This is a genomic window from Bradyrhizobium sp. AZCC 1721 (assembly GCF_036924715.1).
Lineage (GTDB): Bacteria > Pseudomonadota > Alphaproteobacteria > Rhizobiales > Xanthobacteraceae > Bradyrhizobium.
The window spans coordinates 5,360,671-5,379,643 of sequence record NZ_JAZHSB010000001.1 but is presented as its reverse complement, the minus strand read 5'-3'; the positions used below and the strand labels follow the sequence as shown (position 1 = coordinate 5,379,643).

17 protein-coding genes and 1 pseudogene are annotated in these 18,973 nt (G+C 62.9%); 12 read left to right on the top strand and 6 right to left on the bottom strand.

Annotated elements, in window-relative coordinates; translation table 11 throughout:
- Window positions 1-29 precede the first annotated feature (29 nt).
- On the top strand, window positions 30-1,283 hold the full coding sequence (locus V1273_RS25950; RefSeq protein ID WP_334381137.1) for a flavin-dependent oxidoreductase: 1,254 nt from the start codon (window positions 30-32) through the stop codon (window positions 1,281-1,283).
- Window position 1,284: 1 nt separating this feature from the next.
- Here V1273_RS25950 and V1273_RS25945 read toward each other — a convergent pair whose 3' ends face one another.
- Window positions 1,285-1,740, bottom strand: a complete 456-nt coding sequence (locus V1273_RS25945; protein WP_334364083.1) for a cupin domain-containing protein — start codon at window positions 1,738-1,740, stop codon at window positions 1,285-1,287.
- A gap of 21 nt (window positions 1,741-1,761) precedes the next feature.
- Entirely contained in the window at window positions 1,762-2,937 is a 1,176-nt protein-coding gene (locus tag V1273_RS25940) for an ABC transporter substrate-binding protein (protein WP_334411343.1), read from the bottom strand.
- A 214-nt stretch (window positions 2,938-3,151) separates the two neighbouring features.
- On the opposite strand from V1273_RS25940, the gene V1273_RS25935 reads away from it, so the two are divergent.
- A complete protein-coding gene (locus tag V1273_RS25935) occupies window positions 3,152-3,646 on the top strand; it encodes a MarR family winged helix-turn-helix transcriptional regulator (RefSeq protein WP_028347469.1) in 495 nt (164 codons plus the stop codon).
- Window positions 3,647-3,688: 42 nt separating this feature from the next.
- Here the strand turns inward: V1273_RS25935 and V1273_RS25930 are convergent, their stop codons facing one another.
- Window positions 3,689-4,705, bottom strand: coding sequence for an AraC family transcriptional regulator (locus tag V1273_RS25930; protein WP_334411342.1), 1,017 nt, complete (start codon window positions 4,703-4,705; stop codon window positions 3,689-3,691).
- A 258-nt stretch (window positions 4,706-4,963) separates the two neighbouring features.
- On the opposite strand from V1273_RS25930, the gene V1273_RS25925 reads away from it, so the two are divergent.
- The 4 genes from V1273_RS25925 to V1273_RS25910 all read left to right on the top strand — a co-directional run bounded on the left by V1273_RS25925 (window position 4,964) and on the right by V1273_RS25910 (window position 9,290).
- Window positions 4,964-5,413 carry a cupin domain-containing protein gene (locus V1273_RS25925; protein ID WP_334364080.1) on the top strand — a complete coding sequence of 150 codons (450 nt, stop codon included), beginning with the start codon at window positions 4,964-4,966 and terminating at the stop codon, window positions 5,411-5,413.
- Between the two features lie 33 nt (window positions 5,414-5,446).
- Window positions 5,447-6,937 carry a flavin-containing monooxygenase gene (locus tag V1273_RS25920; RefSeq protein ID WP_334364079.1) on the top strand — a complete coding sequence of 497 codons (1,491 nt, stop codon included), beginning with the start codon at window positions 5,447-5,449 and terminating at the stop codon, window positions 6,935-6,937.
- Window positions 6,938-7,108: 171 nt separating this feature from the next.
- The gene (locus V1273_RS25915; RefSeq protein ID WP_334364078.1) at window positions 7,109-8,806 is read left to right on the top strand and encodes a benzoate-CoA ligase family protein; all 1,698 of its coding nucleotides are present in this window, start codon (window positions 7,109-7,111) and stop codon (window positions 8,804-8,806) included.
- Window positions 8,807-8,831: 25 nt separating this feature from the next.
- Window positions 8,832-9,290, top strand: coding sequence for a RidA family protein (locus tag V1273_RS25910; RefSeq protein WP_442893659.1), 459 nt, complete (start codon window positions 8,832-8,834; stop codon window positions 9,288-9,290).
- Between the two features lie 22 nt (window positions 9,291-9,312).
- On the opposite strand, the gene kynA is transcribed toward V1273_RS25910, so the two are convergent.
- Both kynA and kynU read right to left on the bottom strand, forming a co-directional pair.
- The gene (kynA, locus tag V1273_RS25905; RefSeq protein WP_334364077.1) at window positions 9,313-10,152 is read right to left on the bottom strand and encodes a tryptophan 2,3-dioxygenase; all 840 of its coding nucleotides are present in this window, start codon (window positions 10,150-10,152) and stop codon (window positions 9,313-9,315) included.
- Complete coding sequence (gene kynU / locus V1273_RS25900; RefSeq protein ID WP_334381144.1) at window positions 10,149-11,342, bottom strand: kynureninase; 1,194 nt, start codon at window positions 11,340-11,342, stop codon at window positions 10,149-10,151. Before kynU ends, kynA begins: the two co-directional genes overlap by 4 nt.
- A gap of 164 nt (window positions 11,343-11,506) precedes the next feature.
- Between kynU and V1273_RS25895 the strand changes: the two genes are divergently transcribed.
- Window positions 11,507-12,358, top strand: a complete 852-nt coding sequence (locus V1273_RS25895) for an alpha/beta hydrolase (protein ID WP_334381145.1) — start codon at window positions 11,507-11,509, stop codon at window positions 12,356-12,358.
- A 48-nt stretch (window positions 12,359-12,406) separates the two neighbouring features.
- On the opposite strand, the gene V1273_RS25890 is transcribed toward V1273_RS25895, so the two are convergent.
- Window positions 12,407-13,927, bottom strand: coding sequence for a mannitol dehydrogenase family protein (locus tag V1273_RS25890; protein WP_334411341.1), 1,521 nt, complete (start codon window positions 13,925-13,927; stop codon window positions 12,407-12,409).
- A 122-nt stretch (window positions 13,928-14,049) separates the two neighbouring features.
- On the opposite strand from V1273_RS25890, the pseudogene V1273_RS25885 reads away from it, so the two are divergent.
- From V1273_RS25885 to V1273_RS25865, 5 genes and pseudogenes are all read left to right on the top strand, one after another.
- Window positions 14,050-14,788, top strand: a pseudogene (locus V1273_RS25885) (FadR/GntR family transcriptional regulator).
- 151 nt (window positions 14,789-14,939) lie between these two features.
- Window positions 14,940-15,848, top strand: coding sequence for a sialic acid TRAP transporter substrate-binding protein SiaP (locus tag V1273_RS25880; protein ID WP_442894168.1), 909 nt, complete (start codon window positions 14,940-14,942; stop codon window positions 15,846-15,848).
- 86 nt (window positions 15,849-15,934) lie between these two features.
- Window positions 15,935-16,513 carry a TRAP transporter small permease gene (locus tag V1273_RS25875; protein ID WP_334411339.1) on the top strand — a complete coding sequence of 193 codons (579 nt, stop codon included), beginning with the start codon at window positions 15,935-15,937 and terminating at the stop codon, window positions 16,511-16,513.
- A gap of 4 nt (window positions 16,514-16,517) precedes the next feature.
- Window positions 16,518-17,924, top strand: a complete 1,407-nt coding sequence (locus tag V1273_RS25870) for a TRAP transporter large permease (RefSeq protein ID WP_334411338.1) — start codon at window positions 16,518-16,520, stop codon at window positions 17,922-17,924.
- Window positions 17,921-18,967 (top strand): L-idonate 5-dehydrogenase, encoded by a 1,047-nt coding sequence (locus V1273_RS25865; protein ID WP_334411336.1) that lies wholly within the window; start codon window positions 17,921-17,923, stop codon window positions 18,965-18,967. The genes V1273_RS25870 and V1273_RS25865 overlap by 4 nt, the downstream gene beginning before the upstream one ends.
- Window positions 18,968-18,973 lie beyond the last annotated feature (6 nt).

The window sequence follows — 18,973 nt, the reverse complement described above, 5'->3', positions numbered from 1 at the left end:
AGGTCGAAGAATAGAGTGGAGTTACGCGCATGAAGGCGATCATCGTCGGAGGCGGCATCGGAGGCCTTACCACCGCGCTGATGCTGCGCGCCCGCGGCATCGATTGCGAAGTGTTCGAGCAGTCCGACACCATCCGCGAACTCGGCGTCGGCATCAACACACTGCCGCATGCGATCAGAGAACTAACCGCCCTCGGCCTGTTGGACCGGCTCGACGCTACCGCTGTTCGTACCGATCAACTGTACTATCTCAGCCGCCACGGCCAGGAGGTCTGGCGCGAACCGCGCGGCCTCGATGCCGGACACGACGTGCCGCAATTCTCGGTCCACCGCGGCCGCCTGCAAAGCGTGATTCATCGCGCCGTCGAGGAACGGCTCGGCAACGAGGCGATCCACACCGGTTGCCGCCTCGGCGCGTTTGCCCAGCATGAAGGCGGCGTGGTCGCGCACTTCTTCGACCGCACCGGCTCCCACGTCGAAACCGCGCGCGGCGATATTTTGGTCGGCGCCGACGGCATTCATTCGCGCGTGCGCGAGATGCTGTTTCCGGATGAGGGACCGCCGTGCTGGAACGGCTTGATGCTGTGGCGCGGCGCGCGCGACTGGCCGGCGTTCCTGACCGGCCGCTCGATGATCGTGGCCGGCGGCTTGAATGCCAAGGTCGTGGTCTATCCGATTGCGGAAGGCTCAAGTCCATCGAGCCGGCTGACCAACTGGGCGGTGCTGGTGAAGATCGGTGACGGCAATTCGCCGCCGCCGCGCCGCGAGGATTGGTCGCGGCCCGGCAAGCGCGAGGAGCTGATGCCGCATGTCGAGCGCTTCAAGGTGCCATATGTCGACGTGCGTAGCCTGATCTCGGCGACGCCGGAATTTTACGAATATCCGTGCTGCGACCGCGATCCCTTGCCGTACTGGACCTGGGGCCGGGTGACGCTGCTCGGCGACGCCGCGCATCCGATGTATCCAGTCGGATCGAATGGCGCCTCGCAAGCGATCCTCGACGCGCGGGCACTGGCCGATGAACTGGCGCGCGCCGAACATCCGCGCCAGGCGCTGGTTGCCTATGAGAAGAAGCGCCTGCCGATGACGGCGGAGATCGTGCGCGCGAACCGCCGCGGCGGCCCCGAGGGCGTGATCGACGCCGTCGAGCAACTGGCGCCGGACGGCTTTACCGATATCGAAAAGGTGTTGAGCCACGCCCAGCGCGAAGCGATCGTGCGCGGCTATGCGTCGAAGGCCGGCTTCGCCGCGCCGCAGGTCGGGCTCGCGGCGGTGCGGGCGTAACTCACGCCCCCGGAGGCGGCGGCAGGAAGTGGATGTTGTGCTCGGCCGCCAGCGCCACCACCGCGTCCGGCTTCTGCTCCTTCATGTTGTGGATCGCCCAGAACAGGTCGTAGAGCCGCCGTGTCGGCGAGACCCAGAACAGCGTCTTCGCGGTCCGTCCTGACTTGTTGAAGATGCCGTGCGGCTTGCCCATCGGCAGGCGAACCAGATCGCCGGGTGTCGCCTGCGTTTCGGCGCCGTCGAGGAAGAAGTCGAGCTGCCCTTCCAGGATATAGAGATACTCGTCCTGATCGGGATGGATGTGCGGCGGCACAAAAGTCTCGGGCGGCAACGTCGCATGCCAGGAGAAGGAATGCTCGGTGACGCTCTTCGGCACATAGGTCTGACCGAGAATGCTCCAGGAAATTCCCTGGATTCCCTCGTTGGCGCGGGTGATGCCGGCGATTTCAGTCTTCATAGTGTCGCTCCCTCTCGATTGTTATTTCGCGGCCGTGCAATCCTTGGCATAGCGATCGCCGTAGTTGGAAAACACCTTCTCGACGATCTCGGTCTGGAATTTGCCGTCCGGACGCTTGGCGACCTTGGTCAGATAGAAATTCTGGATCGGATAGCCGTTGACGTTGAACTTGAAGTCGCCGCGCAGCGAAGTGAACTCGGCCCTCTTCAGCGCTGCCGAGACAGCGTCCTTGTTCTTCAGATCGCCCTTCACCGCCTTCACCGCGCTGTCGATCAGCATGGCCGTATCATAGCCCTGCATGGCGTAGGTGCCGGGCACGCTGTTATAGGCAGCCTCGTAAGCAGCGACGAATTTTTTGCTGTGGGGATTGTCCATGTTCGGCGCCCAGTTGGCGCCGCCGAACATGCCGACGGCGGCATCCTGCTGCGCGGGCAGGGTCGATTCGTCGACCGTGAACGCCGACAGCACCGGGATCTTGTCGGCGAGGCCGGCCTGCCGGTACTGCTTGACGAGGCCGACACCCATGCCGCCCGGCATGAAGGTGAACAGCGCATCGACCTTGGAGGAGGCGATCTTGGTCAGTTCGACCTGGAAATCCAGCGTGCCGAGCGGTGTATAGCTCTCCTCGACGATCTCGCCCTTGTAGTCGAGCTTGAATCCGGCCGCCGAATCCTTGCCGGCCTGATAGTTCGGCACCAGCACGTACATGCGCTTGTAGCCGCGGTCCTGGGCGACCTTGCCGAGGATCTCGTGAACCTGGTCGTTCTGGTACGATGTCACGTAGAAGAACGGGCTGCACTCCTTGCCGGCATAGCTCGACGGCCCCGCGTTCGGGCTGATCAGGAACGTCTTGTTCCCCGTCACTGGCCGGTGAATGGCCTGCAGGATGTTGGAGAAGATCGGCCCGACGACGAAATCCACCGTCTCGCGCTCGAGCAGGCCCTTGGCTTTGGTCACGGCGCCATCGGGCTTGAGTTCGTCGTCGACGACGATCACCTCGACGTCCTTGCCAGCCATCTTGCCGCCGAGCTCCTTGACTGCGAGCTGGAAGCCGTCGCGGGATTGCTGGCCGAGTACGGCCGCCGGGCCGGACAAGGTCGTGATCACGCCGATCTTGATCTTCTCCTGCGCTGCGGCCGGAGCGGAGGCAAACCCCAGCAAAAGGGCAAGCCCTGTCAGTTTCAACGACTGCTTCATGATTAATCCTCCGTTCGGCGGCCCTGCAGCCAAAACCTGCGCTACATCAAATGCTCGGGGTGCAGCTTATTCTGACGGCGACGGCACCCGCAAGCGCAACGCCTCCATGCAAGCCATGCGCCAATTGCTTGAAACTTAAAGAAATCTGGGCAATGATCCCAAGCTGAGCTCTGTTCGAGCTCGCCGAAAGTTAAAACGCAGACAAGATAGGATCATGACTCTCGATTCAGAGACCAAGGCCGTCGAACTCCCGGAGCATCATGGCGACGAACTCAGGCTGTGGCTTCGCCTCCTGACCTGCACGACCTTGATCGAGGGCGAGGTACGCAGCCGCTTGCGCGAGCGCTTCGACGTCACGCTGCCGCGGTTCGACCTGATGGCCCAGCTCGACAAGGTGCCGGAGGGCATGACGCTGTCCGATGTCTCCAAGCGGATGATGGTTTCGAATGGCAACGTCACTGGCCTCGTCGAGCGCCTGGTCGAATCCGGGCATCTCGACCGCCGCACCTCGGAGGTCGATCGCCGCGTGCAGGTGATCCGCCTGACCAAGGCCGGTCGTGCCGAATTCCGCAAAATGGCGGCGGAACACGAGTTATGGATCGCCGATATTTTTGGAGACCTGACACCGAAGGACGTCCGCGAGCTGATGCGCCTCTTGGCCAAGACCAAAACTTCGGCGCAGAAATCCGCGAGAGCGCGGGGCGACTGATATCCGACGCCGCGGAGGATCCGTTGAGCAACTCGCTGGACGCTAGTTCATTCCGCGCAGGGTCGCGGAGGGCGTTTCACCGAACTTGATCCGATAGGCGCTCGCCATACGGCTCAGATGGGTAAATCCCAGCTCGAATGCGATATCGGTGACGCTGTCGTTAGGGGAGGCGACGGCCAGCCTGACGTTGAGGTGCGCAAGGCGGATGTCGCGCAGCATCTCGGAAATCGATGTGCCGAAATGCCGCCGGAAGCCGAGCTGCAGCGCACGGATACCCGTGCCGGCGGCTGCGGAAAGCTGCTCGAGATCGAGCGGCTCGTCCGCGTGCGCGTATAAGAACTCGCGCGCCCGTCGCAACGATTGTGGCAGCGTTTCGGCCCGTCCGCCAAACCGGTCGATCGCGTCGCTGGCGCTGTGATGCTGGCCGTGGAGCAAAGCACCCAACAACGTCTCGCGTATACTGGCTGCTGTTATCGGCGAAAGTGGCCTTCGCGGTCCGAGGTGCTCGGCAAGATCGACGAACTCCAAAATCTGCGACTGAAGCGCGCGGCCGGCTGCGGAGGAGAGGTCGACCGCGGGCTCGAACTCGACCGCGCCTGCCGGCCGCCCCGATAATGCCGCGGCCCGTTGCTCTATCAGGCGGCGGTCGACCAGCAGAATGATCTGGGCGCAATTGCTCTGCCAAGTCATTCGCGTCGGGATCGTCGGCGACAACAGCGAGGCGCTGGCGCCGGGAGCGGTTGCGATGTCGCACGAGGCCGTCTGGATCCGTGCCGAGCCGTGTACGGGAATTTGCAACAGGAAGAAACGCTCGAGGCAGCCGGGGTCGATCAACACCGACCCGCCATAGGCGACGTAGTTGATGGAAAATCCGCCAGAGATCGCACAGTTATGCAGCGCGAAAAATTCGGATGAGGCGCGGGCGGGCTTTAGCTCATGCGGGCAGAATATGCGTCCAATCGCGTCGGCGGCAGCATCGACGCTGTCGGTCGAAACGCGGTTGAACGCCGCCAGCCGGACGGTCGGGTCATGCCTGACAATGCTCGTGCCCGTCTCCACGGCCCGGCCCTCTGCATTATTTGAAGCCTATAATATCTGTGGGAGCCGTGCTTGGAAAGGCGATTTCCTCGGCCGTGGTGCCTGATCTGCGGGCAGCCGCGGCGACCGCCGACCGTATCGCGCCGCAGCAATCCAAAAATCCGCGATGGGTTCGGGCGGATTCGTTTTCCGGCTAGACGGCCGCTTCGGCTCGATCCAGCCTGCACGAACTATTTTTCGGACATCGCAACCACACCAACCGCGACAGAGGAGGGCGACATGGCCGCGCTCGAAAAAGGCATCACCAAGAACGGCACCGGCTACGGCGGCAAGACCTGGAATATTCTCGGTCAGGTCTACTTCCCCAAGGCCGTGACCGATTCAACCTTTGCCTTCGAGACCAATAGCGAGCCCGGACAATTCGTGCCGGTGCACGTTCACCCGACTCAGGATGAATTCATCCTGGTGCAGGAGGGCGTTCTCGATCTCAAGCTCGACGGCGTCTGGGTGCAGGCCAAGGCCGGCGACCTGGTTCGGATGCCACGCGGCATCCCGCATGGCTACTTCAACAAATCAGACAAGCCGGCCCGCGCGCTGTTCTGGGTGTCGCCGATGCAGAAGCTCGAAGCGCTGTTCAACCAGCTTCACAATCTGACCGACCCCGAAGAGGTGGTCCGGATCTCGGCGCAGCATGAAGTGAACTTCTTGCCGCCCGAGGCCAACGAATAGCTCCCTGAACTCATCCCTGTTGGAGACGTCGTCATGGTCAGCCGAAAGAAAGTCTGCGTCATTGGCGCCGGCGTATCCGGACTTGCGGCCGCAAAAGCCTTCGCCGCGCGCGGACATCAGATCACGCTCGTCGAGCGCAGCGGCGATCTTGGCGGCGTCTGGGAACCGGCGCGGTCCTATCCCGAGGTGCAAACACAGAGCCCGAAGGATTTATACCGCTACACCGACAAGGCGATGCCGGATTCTTATCCGGAATGGCCGAAAGGTCCGCAGGTCCACGCCTACCTGACCGAATACGCAAAGGACAACGATCTCCTCGGCGCGATCCGCTTCAACACGACCGTGGTGCAAATGGATCGTCGGCCCGACTCAGCGCCGGGCTGGCGGCTCGATCTGCGTGGGCCGGACGGCGGCGTCAGTCATGAAGACTTCGATTTCGTCGCGGTATGCACCGGGCAGTTCAATGAGCCGCAGACGCTCAGCCTGCCGGGCGAAGACGCCTTCAAGGCGCAGGGCGGGCGCATTCTGCACTCCTCGCAATACAACGACCCGGCGATTGCCAAAGGCCGCAGGATCGTCGTGCTCGGCGGCTCGAAGTCGGCGACCGATATCGCCGTCAACGCGGTCAATTCCGGGGCGGCCGAAGTGACGCTGGTGTACCGCGAGCCGGTGTGGCGGATTCCCTATTTCATCGGCGGCTTGGTCAATTTCAAACGCATTCTCTACATCCGCGCGCAGGAGGAGATGTTCCGGAGCTGGGGCATCGGCGCGATGTCACAGTTCGCGCATGCGGTGGCAAAGCCGCTCGTCTGGGCCAACTGGCGCGGGCTGGAGAGCCTTCTGAAAATTCAACTCAAGCTCGGCAAATGCGACATGGTGCCGAAAGAGCGGATCGAAGACGGCGTCAACTGCTCGGTGCCGATCGCGACGCCGGGATTCTTTGCGATGGTCGCGGACAAGCGCATCAAGGCTATCAGAGGCAGTTTTGAGCGCTATGATGGCAATACGATCGTGATGACCGGCGGGCAGCGCGTCCAGGCCGACGTGGCCGTGCTCGCGATCGGCTACAAACTGGGTGTGCCGTTCCTGCCGCAGGCTTACCGGGACAGACTGGTCGATCCCGACGGGCAGTATCGGCTCTATCGGCTGATTGCCAACCCGGACCTGCCCGAAATGGGATTCGTCGGCTTCAACTCCAGCTTCTGCACAGTGCTGTGCGCAGACCTCGCCGCGAACTGGCTCGTGCGCTATGCCGACGGCCAGCTCGTCCGTCAGCCGACGCCCAAGGAAATGCGCGACAACATCGAGATGATGCTGCGTTTCAAGCGCGTCGAGCGGCCGGCCGCCGGCGTCTATGGCGGGCTGTGCGTCGCGCCCTATCACTTCAAGCATTTTGACGAATTGCTCGCCGACATCGGCGTATCCGGACGAAGGCGCAATCCGCTGGTGGAGAAGTTTACCCCGCCCGATGCCGCCGCCTACGGCCGCTTCCTCGCCTTGGCGCCGGACTACCGGGCCGCCTGAGGGGGTTCCCGGCGCCGCTGATCCCTGAAGGTGGGAATACACGATTCCACCCTTGATTCCACCCTTGCGAAAAATTGTTTTAAGCCTAAAATGATTTGTGAGACGGCGTTGCCGGGCGTCCTCGATATTGATCTCGAGCCTTTCATGGATGGAAGCGAGGGGAGATTAAAAATGTCAGGTAGCACTCCCATCCGATCCCTTGGCGGGTCTCTCGGCCCGTCGGGGCACGTCGACGATTTTACGCGGCGAAATCTGCCGCCATCAGAGCAATGGCCGGATCTGCTGCTCGATCGGCCGGAATTTCAGTATCCCGAATATCTCAACGCCGCAGTCGAACTGACCGATCGGATCGTCGAAGAGGGCTGGGGCGATCGGATCGCACTGATCGGCAACGGCCGCCAGCGCACCTACAAGGAACTGGCTGACTGGTCCAACCGCCTCGCGCATGCGCTGGTGGAGAACTACGGCGTCAAGCCCGGCAACCGCGTCCTGATCCGCTCCGGCAACAACCCGGCGTTGGTCGCGGCGTGGCTCGCGGCCACAAAAGCAGGCGCCGTCGTCGTCAACACCATGCCGATGCTGCGCGCCGGTGAATTGAGCAAGATCGTCGACAAGGCGGAGATTGCGCTGGCGCTGACCGACAGCCGCATCGCCGATGAACTGGTCGCGTGCGCGAAGACCAGCCGCTTCCTGAAGCAGGTGGTGAATTTCGACGGCACGTCGAACCACGATGCCGAGCTCGACAGGGTTGCGCTGAACAAGCCGGTCCGGTTCAACGCGGTGAAGACAGGGCGCGACGACGTCGCCCTGCTGGGATTTACCTCGGGCACGACGGGCGAGCCGAAGGCGACGATGCATTTCCATCGCGACCTCATGATCATTGCGGACGGCTATGCCAGGGAAGTGCTCAACGTTACAGAGGACGACGTTTTCGTCGGCTCGCCGCCGCTGGCCTTTACCTTCGGGCTCGGAGGGCTGGCAATCTTCCCCCTGCGCTTCGGCGCAACGGCGACGCTATTGGAAAACGCGTCGCCGCCCGAGATGGTCAAGATCATCGAGACCTACAAGGCGACGATCTGCTTCACCTCGCCGACCGCGTATCGCGCGATGATGGCGGCGATGGATAATGGCGCCGACCTGTCGTCGCTGCGGCTGGCGGTTTCCGCCGGCGAGACATTGCCGGCGCCGGTGTTCGAAGGCTGGACCCGCAAGACCGGCAAGACCATCCTTGACGGCATCGGCTCCACGGAATTGCTGCACATTTTCATTACTAACCGGATCGGCGATGCGGTGGCAGGGACGACTGGACATCCCGTGACGGGCTACGAGGCAAAAATCGTCGACGACGACATGAACGAATTGCCGCCCGGCACCATCGGCAAGCTCGCGGTGCGCGGGCCGACCGGCTGCCGCTATCTCGCCGACGCAAGGCAGTCGAACTATGTGCGCGACGGCTGGAATCTGACGGGCGATACCTTTGTCCGCGACGCGAATGGCCGATTGTCCTTTGTCGCCCGCTCGGACGACATGATCGTCTCCTCCGGCTACAACATCGCAGGCCCCGAGGTCGAAGCGGCGCTGCTGTCGCATCCCGCCGTCGCCGAATGCGGCGTGGTCGGCGCGCCCGACGAGGCGCGGGGCATGATCGTCAAGGCTTACGTGGTTCTGGCCGGCGGCGCTGCTGCCGACGCTGCGCTGACGCAGGCCTTGCAGGATCACGTCAAGCAGACGATTGCACCCTATAAATATCCGCGTGCGATCGAATATGTCGCGCAACTGCCGAAGACCGAGACCGGCAAGCTGAGGCGCTTTGCGCTGAGGCAGATGGCTGCGGCCGGCCCGGCGTCGCCAAGCGTTGCCGCGGAATAATTTCTAACCTGATGGAGAAAAGCCGGTGACCGCCCCCAAAGGCCCCACACTGAGCGTGGTGCCTCATCCCACGACCGACACCTCGCCGCCGGGCCCGCAAGTGCTGCAGCCGAGCGGCTGGCCGATGCCGAAAGGCTACGCCAACGGCATAGCGGCCGACGGCCGGCTCGTGGTGACCGGCGGCGTGATCGGCTGGGATACGCAGGGCCGCCTGGAGCCCGATTTCGTCGCGCAGGTGCGCCAGACGCTATCCAACATCGCCGAGATTCTAGCCGAGGGCGGCGCCGGACCTGAGCATCTGGTGCGCCTGACCTGGTATGTCGTCGACATCGAGGAGTATCTCGCGAGCCTGAAAGAACTCGGCCGCGTCTACCGCGAGATTTTCGGCGCGCACTATCCGGCGATGGCGCTGGTGCAGGTAGTGCGCCTGGTCGAGAAGGAAGCCCGCGTCGAGATCGAAGCGACGGCGGTGGTGCCGCGCTGAAACCTTCTTATCGGGTGTCGTCTTAAAGCTCTGTTCTCAGCCTCCAGAGTTCCGGAAAAAGTTCGACTTCGAGCATCTTGCGCAAGTAGAAGACGCCCGACGTGCCGCCGGTCCCGCGCTTCAGGCCGATGATGCGTTCGACGGTCGTGACGTGGTTGAAGCGCCAGCGGCGGAAATAGTCTTCGAAATCGACCAGCTTTTCCGCAAGCTCGTAGAGCATCCAGTGTTTCGCTGGCGACGCATAGATAGTCTTCCAGGCCTTCAAAACCTCGTCGTTTGGCGTGCGCGTGACGCGCCAGTCGGTTCGGCGCGCGTCTTCGCCGATGTCGAAACCATTGCGCGCCAGCAGCAGCAACGCCTCGTCATAGAGGCCCGGCTCAGCGAGAATTTCCTCGAGCTTGGCCATGATGTCGGCGCGGTGGGCATGCGGGCCAAGCAGCGCCAAATTGCGATTGCCGGCGAGAAACTCGATCGCGCGGTACTGGTACGACTGAAAACCCGAGGACTGCCCGAGCTGATCGCGAAACTCGGTGTATTCGCTGGGTGTCATCGTCCGCAACACGTCCCAGGCGGTATTGAGCTGCTCGAAGATCCGGGCGACGCGCGACAGCATCTTGAAGGCAGGATGCAACTGGTCGTGGCGGATCGCCTTGATGGCGGAACGGATTTCGTGGATGGCCAGCTTCATCCAGAGTTCGGAAGTCTGGTGCTGGATGATGAACAGCAGTTCGTCATGCGCGTCCGAGAGCGGCTCTTGCGCGTCCAGAACGCGTTCCAGATGCAGATAATCGCTGTAGGACATGCGCCCGTCGAACGACATCTGGGCTGCCTCATGCGAGGAGTCGTCGGGCTTGCCAGTCATGTAACGAGCGCCTTTTTGCGATAGTCCGCGGTATCCCAGCGGCGATTGGTCAAGACGTCGGCGAGGACGTCGACTGCCGCGCGAACCTCGGCTTCTCCGATGTAGAGCGGCGTAAAGCCGAAGCGCATCATGTCCGGCGCGCGGAAGTCGCCTATCACGTCGCGCGCGATCAGCGCCTGCATGATCGCGTAGCCATCCGGGTGACGAAATGAAACCTGGCTGCCGCGCCGCTTTCCGTTCCGCGGCGAAGCCAGCGTCAGCTCGGGACAACGTCGTTCGACTTCGCGGATGAACAGGTCGGCGAGCGCGATCGATGCATCGCGCACGTCGGTCATGCTGACGCCGTCCCAGACGTCGAGGGCGGCGTCGAGCGCGGCCATCGCAATGATCGGAGGCGTACCCACTCGCATTCGCTCAATGCCCGGCCCGGCCCGATAGTCGAGGTCAAAGGCAAAGGGCGCATGATGACCCATCCAACCGGAAAGCGCTGGCCGCGCCGTATCGGCGTGCTTCGGCGCAACATAGATGAAGGCTGGCGCGCCAGGACCGGCATTGAGATATTTGTAGGTGCAGCCGACGGCGAAATCGGCTTCGGTTCCTTCCAAGTCGACCGGAATCGCGCCCGCGGAATGCGCCAGATCCCAGACCGTCAAGGCGCCGGCGGCATGCGCCCTGCGCGTCAGCGCGCTCATGTCGTGCAGCCGGCCGGTGCGATAGTCGACCTCGGTCAGCATCAGCACCGCGACCGTCTCGTCGATGGCGCCTTCGACGTCTTCGGGGGCCACGACTTTCAACTCGTAGCCACGGCCGAGCGTTTCAAGCAGACCGCTGGCAATGTAGAGATCGGAAGGAAAGTTGCCGGTGTCCGACAAGATCACGCGCCGCGACGGATTGAGTTCGAGCGCCGAGGCCAGCGCCTGGTAGACTTTGATCGACAGCGTATCGCCCACCACAACTGTCCCGTCGGCAGCGCCGATCAACCGGCCGATGCGGTCGCCGACACGCCGCGGCTGCGTCATCCACCCGGCGACGTTCCAGCCCTTGATAAGGTGCTTGCCCCATTCATCCGACATCATGCGGCCGACGCGATCGGCGGCTGCAACGGGCAGGGGACCGAGCGAATTGCCGTCCAGATAGATCACGCCATCCGGGATGGCGAACAGGGATTTTGTTCGCGTGAAATCGGTCATGTCATTCCCTGGCCCGCGCCCCCTGGAATTATTCGCGCTGATATCAATTATTTCAAGCTTGAAATTTATGGGGCGGAAGATGCGCTTCCTAGTATAGACTGGTTGCCTGCGGGCATCGATCGGACATCGGCCCGGCCCACAAGATCGAATGGAAGCCGAACCGCGTGATTTTTCATCAGATTTCCGACTGGAACGACGCCTATGCGAATGCTCCGAACATTCCGGGCGGCGAACGCTGGCCGGCGGCGTGGGTGCAGCCCGCACAGGCCTATCGCGACGCACTTCAAGACAGCGGCCGCGCGATGCTCGACGTCGGCTATGGCGAGCGCGCACGAAACCGCTTCGATCTCTTTGAACCGGAGGGCCGGCCAAAGGGCCTGGTCGTCTTCGTCCATGGCGGATTCTGGAAGGCGCTCGACAAGAGCTTTTGGTCGCATCTCGCGCGTGGATCGGTTGAAAGCGGCTATGCGGTGGCGATGCCCTCTTACACGCTATGCCCGGCCGTGCGCATCTGCGAGATCACGCGCGAGATTGCCGCGGCCGTCGAGCGCGCTGCCGCGATGGTCGAAGGTCCGCTTTTTCTGGCGGGCCATTCCGCCGGCGGGCATCTGGTGACACGCATGATCTCGGCGACGTCGCCGCTCCCGGACGATGTCAGGGCTCGCATCAGCCACACCGTCTCCATTTCCGGCGTTCATGACCTTCGTCCGCTGATGAAGGCCGCCATGAACACGGACCTTCGGATCGACGAGGCCGAGGCGCTCGTGGAAAGCCCCGCATTGCTGGAGCCGATGCCGAGTGCGCGCCTAACATGCTGGGTAGGCAGCGCCGAGCGCCCGGAATTCGTCCGCCAGAACGCGCTCCTCGCCAACATCTGGACCGGGCTGGGTGCGAAAACCTGCGTGATCGAAGAACCCGGCCGGCATCATTTCGATGTCATCGATGGGCTCGCCGATCCCTGTCACCAACTCACCAGGGCCTTGTTGTCGCCGCAGCCTGCTGAATTTGTGAAATGAACGGCGGTCGCGGTGTGGCCTTGCCATCCGGTGGCTCTGACCTGCCAATCATGCTGCTTGAAACGTCTGTACGGCCTGACGTGCACCGAGTGCGTAAAGTTTTGCGAGCGCCCCGGTGACGGCGCTGCGCATGCGGGGATCGTTCCCGAGCGTGCCGAAGATGGAGCTTACCTCCAACAGCGCGGGAGCAAGCCGCTCTGCGACCGGACCGGCACGCTCGGCGATATCAGCCAACTCTCGCGCGAGGGGATCGCGCACGTCGATGGCGCGGCCTCGCTCGTCGGTACCGGTGACGTAACGCATCCAGCCGGCCACCGCGAGCGCGTGGGTATCGATCGGCAGCCCCAGCCGCAGCCGGTCCTGCATGGTCGCGAGCAGCCGTTGCGGCAGCTTCTGCGATCCGTCCATCGCAATCTGCCAGGTGCGGTGATGCAGGGCGGGATTGGAGAAGCGCTGCAGCAGCGATGCGCTATAGGCTGCCAGATCAGTTCCTGCAGGCATCGCCAGCGTCGGCGCGGCGTCTTGCATCACCTGTCGGACAAACGCCACAAAGCGATGGTCGGCCATGGTTGCGGCGATGGTCTCAAAGCCTGCGAGATATCCGAGATAGGCGAGCGCCGAGTGGCTGGCATTGAGCAGCCGCAGCTTCATATGTTCGAACGGCGTTACATCCGAGACCAGTTGCACGCCCGCAGCCGCAAAGTCCGGCCGTCCGGCCGGAAAACGGTCTTCAACGATCCATTGCGTGAACGGTTCTGTGATAATGGGCCATGCGTCGATCATGCCGAGCGCTGAAGAAATCTCCGCCCGGTCGAGCTCCGTGGTCTCCGGCACGATCCGGTCCACCATGGTCGAAGGGAAGGCCACCTCGGCTTCAATCCATTTCGCGAGATTGCGCGATCGCAAGGCGGCGAACTGCGTCACGATCCGTTCAACTGTTTGGCCATTGGCGGAGAGATTGTCACAGGAAAGAACAGTGAAGGGGGCTTCGCCCGCGATCCGCCTGCGCGCGAGCGCGGCCACCAGGTATCCGATGGCCGAACGCGGCGTGCCCGGATTCTGCAGGTCATGAACGATATCGGGATGACGCTCGTCCAAATCGCCGGTCTGCGGCGTATGGCAATAGCCCTTCTCGGTAACCGTCAGCGAGACGATACGCGTGGCCGGGTTGGCCAGGCGCGCGATCAACTGGTCGGGTTTCTCGGTGGCGACGTCGACAGCGAGCACCGAGCCGATGATGCGGTGATCGATGCCCGCGCCGGAGCGAACGGCCAGCGTGTAAAGGCCGTCCTGCGGGGCGAGGGCATCGCGTGTCGCCGGGCTGCGCAAGCTGGCTCCGATGATTCCCCAATCCATAGCGCCGCCTGCCAGGAGGTCGTCGATCACCACGGCCTGGTGGGCCCGGTGGAACGCGCCAATTCCGAGATGAACGATGCCTGGTGAGATCAGCGAGCGGTCATATGCCGGTTGCCGGATGTGGCCGGGAAGCCGAGGAAGGCTGGCGTTCGAAAGGCGGAAATTGCCGTCTTTCGGGCTGAAAACCGGGATTTTCGCCGTGTCGCTTGACATGGAAGGCTCGATCTATCAATCTTTGGTCAATTGGTAAGGCCAATGTCCCGATTTATTGGCCTTATCCCGACCAAGCAAGAAAAATTCGATTCACTTCGGGGGATCGTCAGGGAGAGCCGAGCGTGCCGCTCGAAGCCGTGGAAGCACGACGCCTTTATCGCCAGGTTGCCGATCAGCTTCGCGCCTTGATCGACAGCGGCGAATACCGCGTGGGCAGCCGGCTTCCGACCGAACGCGATCTTGCCGAACAGTTGAAAGTGTCGCGGCCGACGGTGCGCGAAGCCCTGATTGCTCTGGAAGTCGAGGGCAGGGTTCGGATTCGCGTGGGCTCCGCGAATATATGTCAGTGAGCCGGCGGCGCTCGCACCGCCTTTGCCCTTGGCGGCCGAGATCGAAGGCCCGTTCGAACTCTTACGCGCCCGCGAATTCCTCGAAGGCGCGATCGCCGAACAGGCGGCGCGGGTGGCGGCAGCCGAAGATATCGCGCGCATCGACGCTTCGCTGGAGGCGATGGCCACCGTGCAGCATCCCGGCGAGGCCTCGATGATCCATGACCGCGCGTTTCATGTCGCGGTCGCCGGCTGTCTCGACAACGCCGTGCTGGTCCGCGTGGTCGGCGAGCTGTTCGACCAGCGGCTCAATCCCTACTTCGCCAAGCTCGCGCATTATTTCGAAAATCCGGAATCCTGGAATGCGGCGCTGGCCGAGCACCGCGCGATCCGCGATGCCATCGCGGCGCACGATTCCGATGCCGCCCGCGTGGCGATGCGCGAGCACTTGGCGCGTTCGCAGGCCCGCTTTGCGCAAAATTTCGGAGCGGAAGCTTCGTCCGCCTCACGCATCAGCGCAAGCAGCGGCTGAACGACGAGAATTCGAACGGTTCGGCGAGAATGTCGGTCCGGTTGGGTAACAAAAGCAAATTGTAACGACGGAGGAAATTCACGTGTTGAAGAAATTGACGATTGCATTCGCGGCGTCTGCTGCGGCGCTGCTGGCCGCGACCACCTCGGGCATGGCGCAGACCAAACTGAAATGGGCCCACGTTTACGAAACGTCGGAGCCGTTCCACACCGCGTCCGTCTGGGCCGCGGGCGAGATCAACAAGCGGACCAACGGGCGCTACCAGATCGACGTCTATCCGGCTTCGCAGCTCGGCAAGGAAACCGACATCAACCAGGGGCTTGCGCTTGGCTCCGTCGACATCATCATTTCCGGCTCGAGCTTTGCGGCCAAGAGCTTTCCCCCGATCGGCGTGACTTATTATCCCTACACCTTCCGCGATGCCGATCATCTCCTGGCCTACACTAAGAGCGACGTCTTCAAGGAACTCGCCAAGGGCTACGAGGACAAGAGCGGCCATCACATCGTGGCGGTGACCTATTACGGCGTGCGTCACACCTCTTCGAACAAGCCGATCAAGGCTTGCGCCGACATGAAGGGCCTCAAGATGCGTGTGCCTGACGTGCCGGCCTATCTCGCGATGCCGCGCGCCTGCGGCGCCAACACCGCGCCGATCGCCTTTGCCGAGGTCTATCTCGCCCTGCAGAACGGCACCGTGGAAGCCCAGGAAAATCCGCTTACCACGATCGAGGCCAAGAAGTTCTACGAGGTGCAGAAGCACATCGTGCTGACTGGTCACATTGTCGATCACCTCAATACGGTTGTTGCCGGCGCGCTCTGGAAGAAGCTCTCGGAAGAAGACCGCAAAATCTTCACCGACGTCGCCCAGGAAGCGGCGGCAAAGGCTACGGCCGAGATCAAGGCCAACGAGGCCAAGTTGGTCGACTTCTTCAAGCAGAAGGGGCTGACGGTCACCGAGGTCAACAAGGACGAGTTCCGCGACACCGTGATCAAGACCACGAAGTTCGAGACCTTCGACTACCGCAAGTCCGACTGGGATCGCATCCAGGCGGTGAAGTAAACGGCCAGGCCTTCGTCCGTGCTTGCCCCGACTTTTCGGCGGCAGGCACGGCGGAAGCCTCGAATACGCCAGCTCGGGGAGGGCGCTTGTCGATGGTTGAAGTGCACAAGCAGATCACGGCGGACGAGATCGCCCATACGTTTGAGGACGAGGTCCCCAAGGGCGCCGATCTCGGCCAATACGCCGCCGAGGACTGGCTGGCGCTCGCGATCTTCTGGATCATGGCGCTGTCCGTGTTTCTGCAATTCTTCACCCGCTACGTGCTCAACGACAGTTACGCCTGGACCGAGGAGATCGCGACCTATTGCCTGATCGGCGTGGTCTTTATCGGCTCGGCGATGTGCGTGCGGCTGTCGCGGCACATCCAGGTCGATCTGCTGTTTCGCTATCTGCCGCATCTGCCGGCGCGCGCGCTCTCGACGGTCATCGACGTGATCCGGATCGCGTTCTTCGGCTATGCGATCAAGTTGGTCTGGCAGTTCATCCAGATCATCGGCGACGAGCGGATGACCACGATCAAGTTTCAAAAGGGATTTGTGTATTACGCCGTGCTGCTCGGCTTCGTGCTGATGTTCGCGCGCTCGATCCAGATCGCGGTCGAGAACTGGCGGCGCGGTTATTCCATCCTGGAGCGACCCGGCGCATTCGACGGAACGGAAGGCTGACGCCATGCTGCTGCTGCTTGGGGGATTTCTGCTGCTGATGCTGGTCGGCCTGCCGGTCGCGCTCTCGATGGCAGTGTCGTCGCTGGTCTACATTCTCGTCACCGGCATCACGCCGGATGTCACGCTGGCGCAGCGCATGATTGCCGGTGTCGAAAGCTTTCCGCTGCTCGCGGTGCCGTTCTTCATCCTGGCCGGCAACCTCATGAACATCGCGGGCGTTACGGGGCGCATCTACAAATTCGCGGTCGCGCTAGTGGGCTGGATGCGCGGCGGCCTCGGGCATGTCAATATCGTCGGCTCCGTGATCTTTTCCGGGATGTCCGGCACCGCGATTGCGGACGCCGCAGGGCTCGGCACCATCGAGATCAAGGCGATGAAGGATCACGGCTACTCGACCGAGTTCGCGGTCGGCGTGACCGCGGCGTCCGCCACGCTCGGCCCGATCATTCCGCCGTCGCTGCCATTCGTGATCTACGGCATGATGGCGAACGTCTCGATCGGCGCGCTGTTTCTGGGCGGCGTGATTCCGGGCGTGTTCATGACGTTGGCCATGATGGCGACCGTGGCCTATTTCGCCCACAAGAACGGCTGGGGCAGCGATACGCCGTTCTCCTGGCCGCAACTCGGCTCGGCCGCGATCGAAATCCTCATCGTGCTGGCGTTCCCGGTGGTCGTTTGGCTGCTGGTCGTCGCCGGGCTCTCGGTGAACATGGCTGTCGGAATCGGTCTCGTGGCGCTGCTGGCGCTCGACTGGTATTTCGATTTCTCCGCTGTGATGGCGCTGATGGCGCCGGTGATCCTGATCGGCGGCATGACGCTCGGCTGGTTTACGCCAACCGAAGCCGCAGTCGCCGCCGTGATCTGGTCGCTGTTCCTCGGGCTCGTGCGTTACCGCTCGATGACGCTGCAGACCGTTGCCAAGGCGACGTTCGATACCATCGAGACCACGGCATCCGTGCTGTTCATCGTGACCGCGGCGTCGATCTTTGCATGGCTCTTGACGGTGTCGCAGGCGGCGCAGACGCTGACGGATGCGATGCTCGGCATCACCCAGAACAAGTGGGTGTTCCTGCTGCTGGCGAACATCCTGATCCTGTTCGTCGGCTGCTTCATCGACACCATCGCCGCCATCACCATTCTGGTGCCGATCCTTTTGCCGATCGTTCTGAAATTGGGCATCGATCCCATTCATTTCGGCCTGATCATGACGCTGAACCTGATGATCGGTCTGTTGCACCCGCCGCTCGGCATGGTGCTGTTCGTGCTGGCCCGCGTGGCGAAATTGTCCGTCGAGCGCACCACCATGGCGATCCTGCCGTGGCTGGTGCCGCTCCTGTTGGCGCTCGTCGCCATCACCTACGTCCCGGAGCTGACGCTCTGGCTGCCTAAATACATGGGACTCTCAAAATGACATCGATGGCTTTGGCTGCAACGCTGTTCGGCCCGGAAGATCTGCGTATGATCGAGCGGCCGCTCGATCCGCTTCCCTCCGGCATGGTGCGCATTCGTTTCGGCGCCGGCGGCATTTGCGGCTCGGACATGCATTATTACCGCCATGCCCGCACCGGCGACTTTGTCGTGACCTCGCCGCTGGTGCTCGGCCATGAGATTGCGGGTGAGGTGGTCGAAATCGCAGGTTCGGCGCCGGGCGTGAAGGTCGGCGATCGCGTCGCGGTCAACCCGTCGCGCTGGTGCGGCCATTGCAAGCCGTGCCGCGAGAACCGGCCCAATCTCTGCGAAAACATCTTCTTCATGGGATCGGCCTCGAAGACCCCGCATATGCAGGGCGGCTTTGCGTCTTACTTCGATGCCAACCCGGCGCAGTGCGTGAAGATTCCGGACCACGTGACCTATCAGGCGGCAGCGCTCGCCGAGCCGCTCGCAGTCTGCCTGCATGCGGTCGCCCGCGCCGGGGACGTGACCGGCAAGCGCGCAGTGCTGTTCGGCGCCGGCCCGATCGGTCTCCTGACCATGCTGGCGGCGCAGCGCGCCGGGATTGCAGAGACAACCGTCGTCGATATCGCGGCGGCGCCGTTGGCGTTCGCCACGAGATTGGGGGCCAATCATGTCGTCGATATCTCCGGCGGCGAAGAGGCCCTGAAAGCGCAGGCTGCCGCGCAGCCGTTCGATGTCGCGTTCGAAGTCTCGGGCACCGCGGCGGGCTTGGCCAGCGCGATCGGTGCGGTCAGGCGCGGCGGCGTTGTGGTTCAGGTCGGCAACCTGCCGGGCGGACAGATTTCGGTGCCGGCGAACGCGGTGATGGCCAAGGAGATCGACCTTCGCGGCTCGTTCCGCTTCGGGACGGAATTCTTCACGGCGGTCGAACTGATCGCCGACGGCAGCGTGGACGTGCTTTCGCTGGTGACGGCGCAACGCCCGCTCGCGGTCGCGCCTGATGCGGTGCGGCTCGCGCTCGACCGCTCGCAGAGCGTCAAGGTCGTGCTGACCGCTTGATGGCCG

Excerpts from the sequence above, each read along its gene's own strand:
- V1273_RS25870 (WP_334411338.1), top strand. The coding sequence starts at position 16,518 with ATGCTGCTGCTGCTTGGGGGATTTCTGCTGCTGATGCTGGTCGGCCTG.
- V1273_RS25920 (WP_334364079.1), top strand. The coding sequence starts at position 5,447 with ATGGTCAGCCGAAAGAAAGTCTGCGTCATTGGCGCCGGCGTATCCGGA.
- V1273_RS25925 (WP_334364080.1), top strand. The coding sequence starts at position 4,964 with ATGGCCGCGCTCGAAAAAGGCATCACCAAGAACGGCACCGGCTACGGC.
- V1273_RS25945 (WP_334364083.1), bottom strand. The coding sequence starts at position 1,740 with ATGAAGACTGAAATCGCCGGCATCACCCGCGCCAACGAGGGAATCCAG.
- V1273_RS25935 (WP_028347469.1), top strand. The coding sequence starts at position 3,152 with ATGACTCTCGATTCAGAGACCAAGGCCGTCGAACTCCCGGAGCATCAT.
- V1273_RS25950 (WP_334381137.1), top strand. The coding sequence starts at position 30 with ATGAAGGCGATCATCGTCGGAGGCGGCATCGGAGGCCTTACCACCGCG.
- V1273_RS25865 (WP_334411336.1), top strand. The coding sequence starts at position 17,921 with ATGACATCGATGGCTTTGGCTGCAACGCTGTTCGGCCCGGAAGATCTG.
- V1273_RS25915 (WP_334364078.1), top strand. The coding sequence starts at position 7,109 with ATGTCAGGTAGCACTCCCATCCGATCCCTTGGCGGGTCTCTCGGCCCG.
- kynA (WP_334364077.1), bottom strand. The coding sequence starts at position 10,152 with ATGACTGGCAAGCCCGACGACTCCTCGCATGAGGCAGCCCAGATGTCG.
- V1273_RS25940 (WP_334411343.1), bottom strand. The coding sequence starts at position 2,937 with ATGAAGCAGTCGTTGAAACTGACAGGGCTTGCCCTTTTGCTGGGGTTT.
- kynU (WP_334381144.1), bottom strand. The coding sequence starts at position 11,342 with ATGACCGATTTCACGCGAACAAAATCCCTGTTCGCCATCCCGGATGGC.
- V1273_RS25890 (WP_334411341.1), bottom strand. The coding sequence starts at position 13,927 with ATGTCAAGCGACACGGCGAAAATCCCGGTTTTCAGCCCGAAAGACGGC.
- V1273_RS25880 (WP_442894168.1), top strand. The coding sequence starts at position 14,940 with ATGGCGCAGACCAAACTGAAATGGGCCCACGTTTACGAAACGTCGGAG.